The organism is Robbsia andropogonis, assembly GCF_000970345.1.
Classification (GTDB): Bacteria; Pseudomonadota; Gammaproteobacteria; order Burkholderiales; family Burkholderiaceae; genus Robbsia; species Robbsia andropogonis.
In genome coordinates this window covers 327,088-345,013 of sequence record NZ_LAQU01000002.1, presented here as the reverse complement: position 1 = coordinate 345,013, position 17,926 = coordinate 327,088, and the positions used below count along the sequence as shown (strand labels likewise).

14 protein-coding genes are annotated in these 17,926 nt (G+C 53.5%); 7 read left to right on the top strand and 7 right to left on the bottom strand.

Going from position 1 to position 17,926, the window contains the following annotated elements; all coding sequences use genetic code 11:
* The first annotated feature begins 46 nt into the window (after positions 1-46).
* The 3 genes from WM40_RS03435 (at position 47) to WM40_RS03425 (ending at position 3,667) form a co-directional block, all read left to right on the top strand.
* On the top strand, positions 47-775 hold the full coding sequence (locus WM40_RS03435) for an NAD-dependent epimerase/dehydratase family protein (RefSeq protein WP_024904247.1): 729 nt from the start codon (positions 47-49) through the stop codon (positions 773-775).
* A 184-nt stretch (positions 776-959) separates the two neighbouring features.
* On the top strand, positions 960-1,301 hold the full coding sequence (locus WM40_RS03430) for a cupin domain-containing protein (RefSeq protein WP_024904246.1): 342 nt from the start codon (positions 960-962) through the stop codon (positions 1,299-1,301).
* Between the two features lie 404 nt (positions 1,302-1,705).
* Positions 1,706-3,667, top strand: a complete 1,962-nt coding sequence (locus tag WM40_RS03425; RefSeq protein ID WP_046152129.1) for an acid phosphatase — start codon at positions 1,706-1,708, stop codon at positions 3,665-3,667.
* 234 nt (positions 3,668-3,901) lie between these two features.
* Here WM40_RS03425 and WM40_RS03420 read toward each other — a convergent pair whose 3' ends face one another.
* The 4 genes from WM40_RS03420 to WM40_RS03400 all read right to left on the bottom strand — a co-directional run bounded on the left by WM40_RS03420 (position 3,902) and on the right by WM40_RS03400 (position 9,548).
* Positions 3,902-6,016, bottom strand: coding sequence for a sensor domain-containing protein (locus WM40_RS03420; protein WP_236693367.1), 2,115 nt, complete (start codon positions 6,014-6,016; stop codon positions 3,902-3,904).
* 32 nt (positions 6,017-6,048) lie between these two features.
* Entirely contained in the window at positions 6,049-6,528 is a 480-nt protein-coding gene (locus tag WM40_RS03415; protein ID WP_157685691.1) for a hypothetical protein, read from the bottom strand.
* Between the two features lie 779 nt (positions 6,529-7,307).
* Positions 7,308-8,714, bottom strand: a complete 1,407-nt coding sequence (locus tag WM40_RS03405; protein ID WP_052738148.1) for an MFS transporter — start codon at positions 8,712-8,714, stop codon at positions 7,308-7,310.
* Between the two features lie 120 nt (positions 8,715-8,834).
* Positions 8,835-9,548, bottom strand: coding sequence for an SDR family oxidoreductase (locus WM40_RS03400; RefSeq protein WP_046152125.1), 714 nt, complete (start codon positions 9,546-9,548; stop codon positions 8,835-8,837).
* A 232-nt stretch (positions 9,549-9,780) separates the two neighbouring features.
* On the opposite strand from WM40_RS03400, the gene WM40_RS03395 reads away from it, so the two are divergent.
* The 4 genes from WM40_RS03395 to WM40_RS03380 all read left to right on the top strand — a co-directional run bounded on the left by WM40_RS03395 (position 9,781) and on the right by WM40_RS03380 (position 14,848).
* The gene (locus WM40_RS03395; RefSeq protein ID WP_046152124.1) at positions 9,781-10,221 is read left to right on the top strand and encodes a MarR family winged helix-turn-helix transcriptional regulator; all 441 of its coding nucleotides are present in this window, start codon (positions 9,781-9,783) and stop codon (positions 10,219-10,221) included.
* A gap of 448 nt (positions 10,222-10,669) precedes the next feature.
* Positions 10,670-12,826 carry a TonB-dependent receptor gene (locus tag WM40_RS03390; RefSeq protein WP_046152123.1) on the top strand — a complete coding sequence of 719 codons (2,157 nt, stop codon included), beginning with the start codon at positions 10,670-10,672 and terminating at the stop codon, positions 12,824-12,826.
* Positions 12,827-13,107: 281 nt separating this feature from the next.
* Positions 13,108-13,572 carry a MarR family winged helix-turn-helix transcriptional regulator gene (locus tag WM40_RS03385; protein ID WP_046152122.1) on the top strand — a complete coding sequence of 155 codons (465 nt, stop codon included), beginning with the start codon at positions 13,108-13,110 and terminating at the stop codon, positions 13,570-13,572.
* Positions 13,573-13,624: 52 nt separating this feature from the next.
* The gene (locus WM40_RS03380; protein WP_046152199.1) at positions 13,625-14,848 is read left to right on the top strand and encodes an MFS transporter; all 1,224 of its coding nucleotides are present in this window, start codon (positions 13,625-13,627) and stop codon (positions 14,846-14,848) included.
* Positions 14,849-14,985: 137 nt separating this feature from the next.
* Here the strand turns inward: WM40_RS03380 and WM40_RS03375 are convergent, their stop codons facing one another.
* The 3 genes from WM40_RS03375 to WM40_RS32240 all read right to left on the bottom strand — a co-directional run bounded on the left by WM40_RS03375 (position 14,986) and on the right by WM40_RS32240 (position 17,458).
* On the bottom strand, positions 14,986-15,318 hold the full coding sequence (locus tag WM40_RS03375) for a hypothetical protein (protein ID WP_024904236.1): 333 nt from the start codon (positions 15,316-15,318) through the stop codon (positions 14,986-14,988).
* Positions 15,319-15,419: 101 nt separating this feature from the next.
* Positions 15,420-15,860, bottom strand: coding sequence for a hypothetical protein (locus WM40_RS03370; RefSeq protein WP_046152121.1), 441 nt, complete (start codon positions 15,858-15,860; stop codon positions 15,420-15,422).
* A gap of 50 nt (positions 15,861-15,910) precedes the next feature.
* Positions 15,911-17,458 (bottom strand): methyl-accepting chemotaxis protein, encoded by a 1,548-nt coding sequence (locus tag WM40_RS32240; RefSeq protein ID WP_052738147.1) that lies wholly within the window; start codon positions 17,456-17,458, stop codon positions 15,911-15,913.
* Between the last annotated feature and the right edge of the window lie 468 nt (positions 17,459-17,926).

Sequence of the window (17,926 nt, the reverse complement as noted above, 5' to 3'; positions counted from 1 at the left end):
TCACTTGCTTATATTGCGCTATTGCATTTGCACGGGAGACCACATAATGAGCAAAACACTTTTTCTTGCGGGTGCAGGTGGCGTCATCGGCAAAAGGCTGGCGCCGCTGCTCATCAGTGAAGGGTGGCGCATTGTCGGCACGACCCGCTCGCGGGACAAAGGCGTCGGCCTGGAGCGCGATGGCGTGGAAGCGGTAATCGTCGACGTATTCGACGCGCAAGCGCTTATTGCCGCCGTGGTTGCAGCCAAACCGCAGGTGGTCATTCATCAATTAACCGATCTACCGCCAGGACTCGATCCCGCACGGATGGCCGAGGCCACGACCCGGAATGCGAGAATCCGGGATGAAGGGACGCGAAATCTTGTCGCGGCGGCTGTCCATGCCGGCGTTGATCGCTTCGTCGCACAGAGCGTCGCTTTCGCTTACGCGGCAGGACCGGTACCGCACGGGGAAGAGGATCCGCTGGCCGTGGAGGCGGATGGCCGTGCCGGCATCTCAGCACGCGGCGTGGCAAGCCTGGAACGTCAGGTCTTGACTGCACCCTTCACCGGCATCGTGCTCCGTTATGGCCGCCTCTACGGTCCTGGAACAGGTTTCGACGCCCCGGCAGGTCCGGCACCGCTGCACGTGGATGCCGCGGCAAAGGCGGCGGCGCTAGCATGCGTGCACGGTGCCGCCGGCATTTATAACATCGCAGAGGAGGACGGCACGCTGCTTGGCAGCAAGGGGAGGCGTGAATTGCACTGGTCTTCAGAATGGAGAAGCGCACCGTGAGCTGTTGTGTTGATCACCGACAGAATCCAGGTCGGGGCCTCGAGGAAGGCGAGGTGGCAGCCTGTTTTTCGAGCACTTCGAGAAAATGCAGCACAATCGTTTGCATCGAATCTTGGTAGGGGCGACGCAGGCATCGGCAATGCCGCTAAACCGGACAAGAGGACAATGTCAATAGGAGCAATAGATGAAGCGCAGCGTTGATAATGCCGACCATTATTGCTGGGGAGAAGGCTGCGACGGATGGATACTTTCACCGTCACCGGACATGATGGTTATCCAGGAAAGGATGCCGGCCGGAACCGCTGAGCAGAGACATGTCCATATGCGGGCGCGGCAGTTTTTTTATGTGCTCGTTGGCGAGCTCTTGATGGAACTAGAAGGTGAACTTCACACCATCACCGCCATGTCTGGAATTGAAATTCCCCCGGGCGCACGCCACCAGGCCCGAAATGAAAGCGCCGAAGACGTACATTTTCTCGTCACGTCCAGTCCAACCACCCGAGGGGATCGCATCGATCTCGATTAGCACGATATGACATGGAATGCACGTCTGCCGCAGCAACGTCAGACTGCGCAATCATATCTTGATAAAGGCAACTTGATTGCAAGGCAAGATCGGTTTGCATGCCTGATTTCTAAGCGACCGTGGTTGTCGTGCCGCTTAGAAGCTTGATTGGCAAAGATGAAGCACTGATTCACAGCACCCACGCAGACTGTAATAAAAGTGTAATTAGTCTTCTCTACACTTCGTCCATCCGTTTGAAACGGTGCGGCTATACCTGCCTCTTCCTATTTCCCCGTTGTCGGATCAGCCGCCTGCACGCGCTCTATAAGAGCAAAGCGTCTCCATATACAAATTGTTACGTAATCCGTATCAATTCAACCCGCCCTTTCTTCTTTTAGCGTTCATTTACCCAAGGGAAATACAGTATGTTGCTTCGCAACAATGTTTTTGGTGCACTAACGACATTTGCATCGCCTTTTTTTATTGCCGGATTACTCAGTGCGTGTGGCGACGGGAGCATCGGGACGATTACCCAGCGTGTCCCCGCCGCCCCGACCGGCGTGGGTTTCACGGACAGCGCGGCGATACCTGCGGTAGCTGCGTTTGTTGACAATATCGCGACCAACCAGCGTGGGGATGCACGCTATGCCACCTTCTCGACGAACGCCGGGGTTCGGATTGGCGAGCGGTTTCTCGATTTGTGGACACCTACCACGGAGATAGTGGATGCCGGAGTAACGGCGGCGGCGAACGGCAGCTTTCCTGCCGTAGTTGCTTCGACTTGCAGTGGTTTGCCTTCCTCCGGCACGCCCTGCGGAACCATCGTAAACAGCACCGTGTTGGCGGCGAGCATTCAATTCGTAGTAGATGAAACAACTAATCGCACACAGGCCGAGGCGGATGCGGCGTACTACGATGACCGTCGCGGCAAAGGCTTCAGCGTAACCGACGGCATGGGCCCACTGACCAGTGCATGGCGGCAAGCGGCGCAGCAAGTCACGAGCATTACGTCGATTCCCGCGGATGCCACCACCGTTCTCTACAATGATACGGGCAATAACACCGGTGTGGGCAGCACGACGAACGCGAGCTTCGGCAAGGTGGTGGACTTGATCAATACCATGGGGAACAACGCGTCGACCGAACCAGCGAAACGTTTCTATAAATACGCGCGGCCTTACCGTTGGAGTTCCAGCGTCATCGTGGCACCCACCCTGGTGCCGGCGGAGAGTACGACACCAGCGACAGACGGCGGGTTTTTCAGCGGACACCAAGCAGAAGCGATGCGTGATGCCATCACGATGGCGTGGCTCATTCCCGAACGCTACCAGGAAATGGTCACGCGAGGCCTGGAACTCGGTGAGAATCGTATTTTTGCAGGGATGCACTCGCCACTTGACGTCATCGGTGGGCGCATGTTTGGCCTTGCGGCGGCCGCGGCGAACCTTTACGACTCCACCAATAGTGCCGCCGAGCAGGCCGCGTATGCACAAGCGCATGCCACCCTGGAGAGTTTGACGAATACGACAACGACAACCTTCGCTGCGTACGCGCACTCCGGAACATCCGCCAACGATCGCTTTGCCGATTACGCGACCAATAAAGCGGTATCCGCACGCAGGATGACGTACGGCCTGGCGACCATCGGCGCCACGAATGGGGCACCAATTGTCCCCAAAGGCGCGGAAATCCTTTTGCAGACACGCTTTCCTTATCTAAGCGCGGACCAGCGCCGTGTCGTCTTGAAAACAACCGAGATCATGTCCGGCTACCCTGTCATGGATGATGACGAGGGCTGGGGACGTTTGAATATGTTTGCGGCCGCGGATGGCTACGGTGCCTTCAATGGGGATGTCGGGGTGACCATGGACGCGACCGCGGGAGGGTTCAACGCCGCCGATACATGGCGAAATGATATTACAGGAGCGGGCAAATTGACGCTGTCGGGTACAGGCTCGCTTACGCTCGCCGGCAACAACACGTTTTCCGGCGGCGCGGAAGTCACGGGGGGCATTCTCGGCGCCAGTGCTGCCAATGCGTTTGGGTCGGGCGACGTATATGTCGGCGGCGGCGGTGTAAAAATTACGGCATCTCAAACGCCCGTACTTGTTCCTGGGAAATATACGCAACTCCAAGATACAACGCTGGAACTTGATATCGACGGCAGCGGTGGTGGTCAATTGCAAGTGGGCGGTCAGTTGACGGTAGTGGGCGGCGCGTTGCACGTTACTTTTGTCAATGGCTATATGCCAAAAGTGGGTGACACCATCACACTGATCACGGGCCCCGGAAGTGCGTTGAACCATTTCACATCGGTAACCGTGGACGGTTTCCAGGCGACACCGACCTATACCGCCACCAGCGTCTCCGTGCGTTTGACGGCGTAAGATTCACCAGGATTTCGTCGTGTGGCGGCCGGACACACGTCGCGCAAAAAACCATCCGTCCTCTTATCTGCAGCAACGTCGGAAAGTCCTGCTGACGGCCAGCCATGACTCACGCGCGCTCGTCACGGGCGCGGTGCCACCCGCATCAATGACAATCATGACCAAATCGCATGCAGGCGCTTGTTGGCGCCTTTCACAGTCCAGTGCAAGTAAAAGCGCGAGCCAACGTCTTGATTACATTCGCAACGGGCGTGGTTCTTGAAAAACAAAACCTTGAAACATCTTCAATCCTATTTTTTTAAGATCATCGAAGGTTGCTTCATCTTCGATACCTTCGGCCACGACACTTAAGCCCAGATTGTTCGCTATATTTACAATCGCAACGACAAGATTGTAATTGATTACATCGTCACCTAAATTAGAAATAAAAATTCGATCAAGCTTGATTCCATCAAGGGGCAACCGCTTTAATAAGCCAAAAGAGTTATACGCAACTCCGAAATCATCCAAAATTATCTGCACACCTTTATCACGCAGAAGTCTCAAAAAAGAAATCTCATCCTCGCCCCACGAACCGTGCTCTGTTTCCGTTATTTCAATACGAATTCGGTGCAATCCATCGGGACAGGAAGAGATATATGCCAAAAAGGTATCGCGGAAATAGGACGAAGCAACCGAGTCAGCACTTATATTTACAGCCACGAACTCACCGAGAACATCTTTCAATATATCTTTATCTCTCAGTTTCTTGATGATCGAAATTGCATTCATCAAGACCCAACGATCGATGCTTGGCATCATCCCCATGCGCGCGGCTGTTGGTAGAAAATCATGTGGAGGAATAACATCACCATTTACCGATCGTAGCCGTATCAATGCCTCGGATCCTACGATCGACTTATGAGCATCGACAATGGGCTGAAAAAATAGCTCAAACTCATCTTTTTGCTTTGACTCAAAATCGTAAAGTGCCGAGGTTACGCGTTCACGCCAATGTAAATCATTTTTATATTCCAGAATAACATTATTATTCGGGTTAAAATATTTGAAATTCGAACGCCCAGTCTTTTTTGCAATGTAGCACGCGGAATCAGATTCGAAAAATATATCTTGCATCGATTTGAACTGAAAAAACTCCGTGATGCCGATACTAGCACCAACCGAATAAATGCCGCCCTCATAATGGAATTTATATAAACGAACAGCGGCCAATATTTTCTCCGCCTTCACGTTGATTTCATCAATCCCCATGCCACTTGTGATCAACAAGAACTCATCGCCACCAATACGAGAAAAGAAATCTTGCGGCTCCGCCAGCTTTAAAAGAATTAAACTGATATTTTTTAACAATCGATCTCCAGCCAAATGACCGCAGCTATCATTTATTTTTTTGAAACGATCAAGATCAATGTAAAGGGCAAAATATCTTTTGCCGCTTTTCTCAAAATCCAGTGTTTTCAGAATCTTTTTTACTTCACTTTCAAGCGCCAATCGATTTGGTAAACCCGTCAAATGATCATGGGTGGCCTGAATGGCAAGTTCTTCCGAAAGCGATACGATGCCGCGTGCATCCTGAAAGACCAGAACATTACCCACTATCTCCTGATCCATATTACGGATGGAGGACATGGAAAGAAAAGCAGGCAAGGTTTTTTTCTTATTAACTCTTATATAATGAAGATTCGGTATTTTTTTGATATATCTCTTTTCTTTAAAAGTAGGATCTTCCACCTGCGTGGTTACAGAAACAATTTCATTAAACTTCTTTCCTACGATTGACTCTTCCTGCTCATGCAGAACCTGAAGTGCCGCTTTGTTGCACAACGTGATGGTTCCTTCTGCATTGGTGCGAATGACACCATCAGCTATCGAGTTCAGCGTTACCTGAGCCAATTCCTTTTCTTCAAAGAGCATGTTCTCCCGGGCTTTGTTTTCTGAAATATCGATACATTGCCCTATGAAGTAGGCCGAGAATCGCCTGGATGTTCTTAACAGGCTCAAACTCATTTGAACCCAGACAGCAGTACCATTTTTTCTCAGATAGCGCTTCTCGTAACAAATATTATTTACTTCACCATTCAGCAATTTTTTGACAGCACCATCACTTATATTTTGATCATCGGGGTGCGTGATATCCAGGGTGGATTTTTCCAATAACTCGCCTTGAAAATATCCCAGCATTTCATAGCATGCAGGGTTGGCAAAGACGATTCTTCGCTCTTCGGTGGCGATGACGAGTGCACTAGGCGAATCACGGATTATCAACCCATGAATCTCGGGATCTACCAAGAGTTGCTCTTGAGAAATCGATGCCTTTGAACGCGTATTGGACATTTTATGGTGATGCATCATATATCTCCCATCCCTTGGGATAGTCGGCTTCAAAGCTTCAGCGACCCCATCCATTTAGGCCGCATCTCGCCTTTTGATATTGTTATAGCTTTCCTGAAAATGCTCTGCAGGAGCACGGTGGGAATCTGAATCAAGGAAAATGTCGCGGTGGCAACATCACCATTGATGTGAGCGTAAAGCAGGTCCAGGAATGCAATCGCGCCGGGCCAGTAAGCAACAATTTTGCCGACTGCACCACTGACATTACCGTCTGCTCTTGGCGGATTCTTCAGAAGCAAGGCATTCGGATGCAATGCGGTGAGGTTCACCAGCAATCTAAGATCGCGCATTGCCCGTGCCACATCGGCGATTTTTATTTCGGTAGGAAATTCCGATTTACCACGGATGGTACGAGATGTAGTCGCCTGATTGCCGGAGAAAAAGGATATTCCGGAAAAAAATTCCGATACGTTCATCGCGCGCATACGAATGCGACCAAAATGATTCCCAAGCCCGGCAGTGGCTTTCAAGTGATACACAATGGCCTAAGTACATTCGATGATATTTACCTAACGTCACGATTGACACAAACTTTATAGTTCCGACGTTAGATTTTTACCCTGATAAATCGGCCTCGCCACGTAGTAATCTCGCGTTTTCTGCAACTCTGCGCAGGGTCATGGCTAGAAGCGATACCAGCTAATCCGCTGACCGACCTCTGCCCGGCTTCCTGAGGCCACGCCGCCGCTGCGGCACTCAGCGGTGCTGGGATTGCCTTCGCACGGCTGGCAATACGCGTGTGACGTGCTGCAAGATCGAACTTCGTTGTAATGTTGGCAACAGTCGTCAATCACGATATCGACTTCGACACGGTTTCGGAACTATTGCATCGCAACACACCCGTCGCGGAATATGCAGTACTGTCTGCGGTCGCAGTCGACCGCGGCGCTCCTTACGCACGACAATACCTTTGCGGCCAAGCATGGTTCGAATTCGGCGCAAGCCAAATCGAAAATATTCGCCGGAAAGCCGGCGCACCACGTGGTCGTCGCTTGACCATCTCGCCAGAACGCTTACATCAAGCGGTATATCGACGCCTCGCGCACCCTGTGCCGCTTGGCCAGCTCGGCTATCGGTACGCTGTCGGCTTTCCGCAATATCCGAACCATCCGCTCATCAACATCTTATGTTCCGATAGGGATTTTACTAGACGTCCATGCGTATCAAGAGACTTGCGTTGCGTTGCAAAAACGTAGATAGCGTCGGCGATAGTGACACGCGAGCGCCGTCGTGACGGAGGCCTACGCACTCAAGGAGTGCGACTACGGCGAATCAGCAGCAGCGTGGGAATGACACCCATCATGGTAATCAGAGCCATGACTCGCCAAGCAAACTTGAACGAATCGATCGGGTTCGCGTGGGCGCCTACCAAGGCGACGAGCACGGCAACGCCGATGGCAATGGCTGCCTGCCTTATCATGTTGATCGCCGCGGAACCCGTGGAGAAGGCCGTTGCAGGCAAAGAGGAAGTACCCACGCCCATCAGTGTCGGCAATGTGAGCCCAACGCCAACGCCGATTGGAATCATTCCAGCAACGGCGATCCATATCTCGGGCTGAGTGCCAGGTACGCACGACCACCAAATAAGCCCCAATGCGAAGCTTGTCGTTCCTGCGATGATGACGTTGGAAGCGCCAAACCGCTGGATAAGGTGCTTGGAAAACAGCAATGACACCACCGGGACGAGTAGCGGCCCCGGGGCCATGGTCGCACCGATCATCAAGGCAGACCACTTCCACGTCAGTTGCTCCCATAAAACGACAGACAGCAGAAGCGCGCCGAAAGCGGCTGAGAAAGGCGCCATGACAAGAGACGCGCCAGCGAACGCGCGATTTTTGAAAAGACCCGGTTCGATCAAAGGGTTGCTCGTTGTGAAACAACGGAAAACGAATCCCCCTAACAGCAGGACGGATAAGTAGAAGTTGATTTGCACCGAGACAGCGCGCCATCCCCAGTCGTTGACTTTGACAATCGCGAAAGTCAGGCACGCGATTCCAACCGTCACCAAGAAAGCAGAAAGCGCATCGGGCTTGCGTGCATGATGTCCTGGTATAGGGGGCAATCTCCACCATCCTAACGCCAGCGCTACTATGCCGATCGGGACATTGACCAGGAATATCCAACGCCAGCTGATCACAACAAGAAGTCCGCCAACGAGCGGCCCCAAGGCAGCGGCAACCCCACCGATCGCGGTCCATGTCCGCACGGCGGCGCCACGCTTCTCCGGGGGAAACGTCGCCAGCAAGAGCCCCAACGACGTTGGCGTCATCAGGGCCGCGGCCGCCGCCTGGATGATTCTGAAACCAGCCAGCATCTCGACAGATCCCGCAGCCGCACACGCCGCGGACGCAACGGTGAAGAGCCCAACGCCTAAGAGGAAAGTCACATCTCGTCGGTATCGCTCAGCCGCACGGCCGAAGAACACCAGGAGCGATGCATATGTCACCGTATAAGCATTCAAGATCCACGACAGGTTGTCCAATTTTTCTTCGTGAAGTTCCTGCGATATACTTGGCAATCCTACATTTACAATGAACAAATCTAGGTTTGCAAGAATCATCCCCGCACACACGATCGCCAGAACTTGATTCGGGGTTCCCGGACGCGGTGCAAACAGCGCTACGTCTATGCCCTTATTTACGTCACCACCCGACATCTTTGACTCCTTTAATCCGATCTGCCACGGCTGAATGCTTGATTCGCTGGTGCAAAACAGACATGGACCAGCGAGAAGGCGGCAGGCTGACCACTCGCCCTATGCGCCAGCTGCTAACGCTTACTGCGGTAAAGGTGGATGAAAATATGCGGGATGCGCGGTGCTCAAACTCTGCTTTACCTCTCGCGACTCGTCGTCCGCCAATACTTCGCTGACTTCGGCTTCAACACCGTCGAACGCCAGATGCGCGACTTGTAACGGATCGGACTTCGGCACATCCAGACCTTTGGTCAGGTCCGTGTCCATGAAGCCCACATGCAATCCAATGACCTGCGTACCATTGCCACTCACCGAAAGCCTGAGCGCATTGGTGAAGCTCCACGCCGCCGACTTTGACGCGGCGTAGGCCGCCAGAAGTGGAATGCTGAACCACGTTACGCTGGATAGAACGTTGATAATCGCTCCGCCGCCATTGCGCAACAAAACGGGCGCAAACGCTTGCGATACATGCACGACGCCAAAGTAATTCGTTTCGAAGATTTCTCGTGCAACGTCAATGGCGTTTTCATCGAGTGCGGATTGCATCACGCGAGCGATCCCGGCATTGTTCACGAGAATCGTCGTGTCCGATGCCAATTCGACAGCTGCCTTGACGGACGCCGGGTTCGTGACATCGAGCCTCACTGCGGTCACGCCGGGGATAGTGACATTCTCCGGGTTTCGCACGCCGGCGTAGACCTTCGACGCTCCGCGCGCAACCGCCGCTTTTGCAAATGCCAGCCCCAGGCCTCGTGATGCGCCAGTCACGAATACAACAGATCCTTTCAGTTCCATCAATTTTCTCCGCACTGTAACGGTAGGAAGTTCGCCCAGGGCTTCGCGAGAACCTTGACGAACCGATTAGAACAAACCCCGAAGCACTTGGCGGAGTTTATGTGTGCAATTGCACAGTTGTCAAGTGACGCATTGTCTTAGGCATACCTCGTCGAGTGCTATCGGTTCTGCTACACTTCATTGTGCAATTACACCGATGCAACGTGCCACCACTTGAAATATCTGTCCGGGAATGAAACCTCCGCACGGCCCCAGTCTTTGCTATTGCTTGGCCAGTAGGCAAAGTGCACGATATCTGTCCAGACTTTTCGACGAGCATCTTGCTCCTTCTGGCTTGTCGTCCTCGCAATTTTCGATTTTGGTTAGCCTGGCATCCGCGAAGACATTGACGATTGTGCAACTGGCGGAGTTCATGGTCATGGAACGAACAACGCTCGTCCGGGCGCTTAAACCATTACAACAGTCAGGGTGGGTTTTAAATCAATTGCCGACGAGCGGGAGAGCGATGATTCTCACATTGACGCCCGCTGGACAAATAAAGGTGAAAGAGGCAGCCCAGCTGTGGAAGGCAGCGCAGCAAGCTTTTGAGAATCTGATAGGCAAAGACCGGGCGGTAGCACTTAGAAGTGAATTACAGAACGTAAAAAAAATCTGTACAACATCGGAAGCGTGAACAAAGTCGATGAGACATATCTCGTGTTTCTTCGAGTGTCTGGAATCGATTGCGACATACACTATAAGCGCACCCAAGACCCCTGGCCCCTAGTGTCGGGCCAGTTGCCGCACGGCGTAATTCAGAAAGCAATGTGCGGGGGCGGTATGCTGTGGTACGGCATATGCCGGCTTTGAGGGCTAGCGCAGCGTGGTTGACACCATCACGCGAAGCAACCCTCCGCCAGCGAAAGGTTTTCGAAATATCATCGATGGATGGCAACAAAGTAGCGCGTACATACAACGCTTAGAAAGCAGAATGTAGTGTTTGCCTCTTATTTCGTTGAACTTATATCATTCGATTAGATTACTGAAAAATAAATACAGTAATATTTCTATCTAATTTTTGAAACGATATAACATTACGTTTATCAAGCAACGTACCTTTGACTTTTTCTGAGCCGGCCATAATGCATTCCAAAAAGAAGCGCGCGCTTTCTTATTCGATTTTTTCGTACGTTATCCTATCCAATACTGTCTTTGCACAAACGACACCACCTCCTGCCGCTTCGGCGTCGGATGCTGTCGCGCCGTTGATCGGAAGCACGGACGCAGCGCAATCGAGCGTGGCAGTCACGGCGAAAAGGCTCGACACGACCCGCAATGGTTTGTCGCCAGAGGCGGGCAGCTCGGTTTATCGCATCACCAGCGACGATATCGATAATTTGCCGCAAGGCGCCGATAACCCGTTGAACAAAGTGCTATTGCAGGCACCTGGCGTCGCAAACGATTCTTATGGCCAGTTGCACGTACGCGGCGATCACGCGGACCTGCAGTATCGCATCAATGGCGTCATCATCCCCGAGGCAATTTCCGGGTTCGGTCAGTCACTGGACACACGGATTATCGACCAGGTCAATCTTTTGACAGGCGCGCTGCCAGCACAATATGGCTATCGTACGGCTGGCATCATCGACATTACGACGAAATCCGGTGAAGATAGTGGTGGAGGCGCCGTCAGCATGTTTGGCGGAAGTCACCAGACGCTCAAGACCAGCGCGGATGTCTACGGCAGTAAGGGACCTTTCAGCTATTTCTTTACGGGTTCTCTAGGAGAGAACAATTTGGGTATCGAATCGCCGACTGCATCGGGGTCTCCGCTGCACGACCATACCCGCCAGGGCGATGGCTTCGGCTATATGTCATATGTGATCAACTCGGACACACGTATCAGCGTGTTGTTCGGCAGCACGAGCAATCAATTCCAAATACCGAATACGCCAGGGCTGGCCACAAGCTATGCGCTGGCCGGCCATGACGGTTTCGATTCGTCGACGCTGGATGACAATCAGTCGGAATTGAATAATTTCGCAGCCGTATCCCTGCAGGGCAGCATCGGCGCCCAATTGGATTACCAGGTTTCGCTGTTCACCCGCTATACGCGCACCCACTTCACGCCCGACGTTGCGGGAGATCTGATGTTCAACGGCGTGGCATCAGACGACTTTCATAACGACACGACGAATGGCTTGCAAACCGATTTCACTTACCGCCTGAACGCCAAACATACGCTGCGCTTTGGAACCCTTTTTCAGCAGGAGCATGCGCAGTTCCGTGATACCGTCAGCGTATTTCCCACCGACGCGGATGGCAACCAAACGTCCGATGTACCGACCTCGATAGCCGATGCGAGCAGCAAGACGGGATATTTCTGGAGTGCCTATGTACAAGATGAGTGGGCTGTTACCAATCGCCTCACGCTGAATTACGGCTTACGGTATGACGGCATGAACGAATATGTCAATGCGAGCCAGTTGAGCCCACGGGTAGGCGCCGTATTCAAGCTCACGCCAACAACAACGATTCACGCCGGCTATGCGCGGTACTTTACGCCGCCGTCGTTCGAACTGGTGTCGGGTAGTACGATTAACCGCTTTGCGGGTACGACAAACGCCAGCGAGGTCACGCAAGATAGTCCTGTCATGCCGGAGCGTAGTGACTACTACGATATTGGCGTCACGCAAAAACTCAGTTCGACTGTCACCATCGGCCTCGATGCTTATTATAAGCGCGCCAAGGAATTGCTCGATGAAGGGCAATTTGGCACAGCACTGATCTATACGCCGTTCAACTACGAGAAAGGGCGCGTTTATGGCGTGGAGTTCACGGCAAATTACAAGCGCGAGAACCTGAGTGGTTATTTCAATCTTGCGTTTAGTCGTGCCCAGGGCGAAAACGTCAACTCGGCACAGTTCAATTTCGGCCAGGACGAGTTGAACTTCATTTCGAACCACTGGGTGTTTCTCGACCACGACCAACGCGTCACGGCATCGATGGGCGGCGCGTACAAATGGCACCAAACGACCATTTCGGCGGATGGCACCGTCGGGAGCGGATTACGCAGTGGTTTTGCGAATACAGATAAGTTGTCGCTGTATGCCACCTTTAATTTGGGCGTGACGCAGAAGTTCGACGAACCTTTGCTTGGGAAGTTCAGTGTCAGCGTCTCGTTGGAAAACGCGTTTGGGCGCATGTACGAGTTGCGCGACGGATCAGGCATCGGCGTGGGCGCACCGCAATACGGACCATATCGTGCGGTCTATGCGGGCGTAACGAAACAGTTCTGATTCACGGACAGCACCATAAGTGCTGTCGGCGCTATGACCAGACCGGACCGCCCAATTTCGCGAGTCGACCGTCGCATCAAATCGGGGCATTGTCACATTGGTGAGTGTGAAGCAAAAAAGTGGCGTTTTGCGACCACTGTTCGAAATTCGTCCGCGTTTTGAAAGCAGGCAGTGAAATACCGTCTTCCCGCGCATCGCTCAATAACGTGACAGTGCCCCGCAAACCACGCTTTGCGAAGGCAACCTTCACAGGTTACCTTCCGATATGCTAAAGTGCGGATATGGACATTCCGCCTTCCTCACCCGACGCCTTCGCATTCCGCCTGGCCGAGGATGTGCGCACCCTTACCGGAAAGTTGAAGCGGCGGCTCAGGGAACAGGCTGACCCTGGCGACTTCACGCCGTCTCAAAAAACAGTGCTGCTTCGTCTGGAAAAGGACGAACCCATTCCGCTGTCGCAGCTGGCGCGCAATGTCGGTATCCGCTCGCAATCGATGGGCGAGGTCATCACGGCGCTCGAAGCGGCTGGACAAGTCAGCCGCCGTCCGGATCCGAACGACGGCCGGCAAACCCTGCTCACCCTGACGGATGCGTGCCGCCAGCGTATGCAATCCGGTCGCGCGACCCGACAAGACTGGCTTTTCCGACAGATACAGGAAGCGCTGTCGATCGACGAACAACGGCAATTGGCCGACGCGGTCGAATTGATACGCCGTCTCGTTGAACATCGTTCCAGCGGAACCTGACCATGATTGGATCGCATCATGTCTTGCCACGGCACCCGGCACACTCGCACGCATGACTAGCTCGTCCACCAGCGCGTTTCGTTCGCTTTCCAACCGAAACTACCGCGTATGGGCCGCGGGCGCGTTTGTCTCGAATATCGGTACCTGGATGCAGCGCACCGCACAGGATTGGCTGGTGTTGACGCAACTCACCCATCACAACGCGTCCGCGGTAGGCGTAGTCATGGCGTTGCAATTCGGTCCGCAAATGGCGCTGTTGCCGTTGACCGGCTATGCGGCCGATCACATGGACCAACGCAAGTTGCTAATGCTCACCCAATCAACAATGGGCGTACTGGCATTGCTGCTGGGGCTGCTGACCGTCACCGGCGTGGTGCGGCTTTGGGAGGTAAATGTCTTCGCGCTGCTGTTCGGCTGCACGACCGCGTTCGACGCCCCCGTGCGGCAGGTATTCGTCTCCGCGCTTGTTGGAGACAAGGATCTTCCTAACGCGGTTGCGCTAAACGCGACTTCGTTCAACGCGGCACGCATGATCGGACCGGCCGCCGCCGGTGCGCTCATTGCCGCCGTGGGCACCGGTTGGGCTTTCTTGCTAAATGGTGTGTCTTTTATTGCCGTACTGTATTCACTGTATAGCCTTCGAATCTCGGATCTGCATCTACAGGAACGTGCAAAGCGCGGGAAAGGCAGCCTTGTCGCGGGCTTTCGTTATGTATGGTCGCGCGACGATTTGAAGACTGTGTTGATCATGCTGTTCTTCGTGGGCACGTTCGGGTTGAACTTTGCGCTGTTCATTTCGACGATGGCAGTCAGCGTCTTCCACCTTGATGCGGGTCACTACGGAATGCTTTCCTCGGCGATGGCGGCCGGCACGGTCAGTGGCGCCTTTTTAGGCGCAAAGCGTGCGCTGCCGCGTTTTCGTATCGTCATGATCGGCTCGCTGGTGTTCGGGGTCGGCTGCACCGCAGCAGCAGCAGCTTCGAACGAATGGTATTTCGCCGCGGCATTGGTGCTGATTGGAGTCGCCGCGCTAACGGTAACGAACAGTAGTTCCAGCCTTATGCAGTTATCGACGGAACCGGCGATGCGCGGTCGCGTGATGGCCATTCGAATGGCCGTCGCATTGGGCTGCACACCGCTAGGTGCCCCCACCGTCGGTTGGGTCGCAGACCATTTCGGCGCACGATGCGGATTGCTCGTGGGCGCAGCCGGCGGCTTTGCGGCAGCCGCTTATGGCGGATGGGCCTGGATGAAAAGCAAGCGCTGGCCACGCTAACGTTACGGCTTACCCCACCTCATACCTGTGTCGCGTTCGAACCGGCGCAATAGGCGATATCGGCGCTACCTGGACTGAACGAACGGCCGCGCAAGTGTTCCGACACCCTGCCCAGGGACGTCATTTGATACGTTACTTTAAGGGGTATGGCAGTAATGCAACTCGCGCCACCGCTCCTCCATCTCGGCAAATTGGATCGTGTTGCAAATATCGGAGAGGACTTTACGTTCATTCGGCGATAACCGTTCGTGGCATATCTCCTCGATAACGCGAAGACGTGACAGTGCTTCCGACAGCGACAAGACCTGCGTCTTCTCGGAAGCATTCATCGGATCCAATTTGCATTCGCATTGACACTCCGCGTAGTTGTCACAACTATCCCAGTTCACTAGGTATGCACAATCAATGACTTCGAAGATGCATATGAGATCGCACTCGTCCAGATAGTGGTCATCGTACTTACTGCTCATGTCTCTCTCCTGATCGATAGAGCATATTCCGGCATTTTTATGCCCACCGCAGACTGTGTGACAGTACCCGCAAGAGGCTGCTTGCGCTTACGTTACGACGCTTAGCGAAGGCCGCCGGTTTTACGCCGTTGACGCCAGTCGAGCCGCTCAAGCTCAAGATTCCTGACGTGTTCTGCAATGCGTCGTTCGAGCAGAACATTCAGGTAGTCGACCGCCATGAGCGCGTGACGCGATAGACCCTCCAGATTTTGTCGGCTGTCTTCCCACTCTGACGACTTGACGTTATGCTTAGATTCTGCGTCCACGACCGATACCCCCGCGATTTTTACAGGTGTCCTATATGTTTGGATCTTCATAGGTAACGGGTTATCCAGTGCTTGCTGACAGCAACCAGCTATCGTGGTGTAATCCATTAGCCATGACATCAGAAATGTCGATCCTTCGCACAGGATCACGCTGTCAATGTGTATGAGAAAAATTGGTCTTAACCACGTTGGGCACAGCATGCCGAAGCCAGCACTGCGCCCAATACTGCTCTCCATGACGTCATTCCATCAAGTAATGAGTGTCATGACTCGCGCATCAAGGCACGTTAAACAAGTCTGAATTTGGTAACAAGCTCTTTTAGCGATACCGATTGCGTCGCCATGGACCCGGCTGCTGCCGAGGCTTCTTCAACTAGCGCCGCGTTTTGTTGCGTGACCTCATCCATTTGCGAAACAGCGATGTTGACTTGCTCAATGCCGTTATGTTGTTCCTTCGAAGCCACGCTGATCTCGTTCACGATATCCGTTACCTTATTCACGGAATGCACCACTTCCTCCATCGTACTGCCGGCACGGTGGACCAGCACCGAGCCTTCTTCCACTTGCTTTACCGACTCTTTGATCAATTCGGTGATCTCTTTTGCCGCACCCGCGCTGCGTTGTGCCAGTGAACGAACTTCGCCTGCGACGACCGCGAATCCCCGACCCTGCTCACCGGCCCGGGCGGCTTCAACCGCCGCATTTAACGCAAGGATATTTGTTTGAAACGCAATCCCCTCGATGACCGTAATAATGTCGGAAATACGTAGCGAGCTTTGCGAAATATTTTCCATTTTCTCAATAACTTCCTTGACGACATCCCCTCCTCGCCGAGCAACTTCCGCTGCGCTAAGCGCCAGAAGATTACCTTGCGTGGCGTTTTCCGCGTTCTGTTTTACCGTCGCGGTTATTTCTTCCATGCTGGATGCTGTTTGTCCAAGCGAAGCAGCCTGTTCTTCTGTACGCTGACTGAGATCCGCATTTCCGGCAGCAATTTGAGAGGCACCAAGCGCGATGCTTTCGCTGCTCGCTCGGACATTACCGATTATCTCCCGCAGGCTCGTTGTCATCGACCCGAGGGTATCCAGCAGACCACTTATTTCGTCACGTCCTTCACTACGGATCTCAGCCGTCAGATCGCCCGTTGCGACGGTGCTCGCAATTTGCACCGCCTTGGCAAGGGGTGCGGTAACAGACCGAGAGATGATCTTTGCAATGACGATCGACAAAACGACACTTACAACAATCACGCTTGCCGTAATGTTCACTGCAGCGACGTAGCTATGGTCCGCCGCGGTGGCAGCGGCGTCCGCCCCGCGACGATCCACCTCGATAGCTTCCCGGATGACGGCCATTGCATCTTTAAAACTGCCTGCTGCGCTACCAACGCTTAGGGTTCTTGCCTCATCAAGGCGGCTCTCGCCAGCGCTTGCAAGTTCAAGCGTTTGAGCGTTGAATACCAAATAAGCCTGCCAGGCCGATTCGATCTTATCGGCAATTGCCCGCTCTGCTGGAGAATTGACGTGCGATTTGTAGAGTACGAAAGCCTCGTTGTAACTCTTCAGGGAGGCCTTATTTTGCTCAACCTGGATGGCTTTTTTTTCGCGATCGGATTCCATAATCCCTCTCAACGAGGAACGTCGGACCTCGTTCGCCTTTGCCTCCATTTCTCCCAGTATTTGCACGCCAGGCAACCATCTGGACGTAATGTCATTCACCGCATTACGAATTTTTCCCGCCTCGATTATTGCCGTGACACCCAAACTAACGGTCAACAGTAGCGTCAAGGCAAAGCCGATAAACAGCCTGGTGCTGATCCGGAAATTTCTTAACATCGTAAGTCCCCTTGATGGAGTTAGCCTCGATACAGCAGCCGTATCCGCATTAACGTTATGGCGGAAAGTTGCTGAAGTGAAAAAGCGAAAATCTTCAACACTTCTAACTCGGGGTTTTCACTCAAAGACGCTCGGGCCGCTTGTTAGTTCTTTCGCTTTCGAACGCAGTCGTATTGAGCCCAACCGATGAAACCGGCCGAGTTGTGGCGATCAACTCACATGCGAGCGTGTTAAAAGCGCCCCCATTACCAAAAGATAAGATGGTGGCCACGGCACTATTCGCGACCGCGCCGAGCATGGCAGGGGTCTGCCCGGCCCGTTGACGACGCCAGGTCGAGCGGCGCCTGCGGAAGGCCGCCTCGTCGCGAGGCTTTCAATACGCTGGTTGCGCGACGATTTGAATTTGAAGCAGGTATTGATCATGCCGCGCTTCGTCGGCATCATCCTATTCGTCGCGAGAACGCCGAT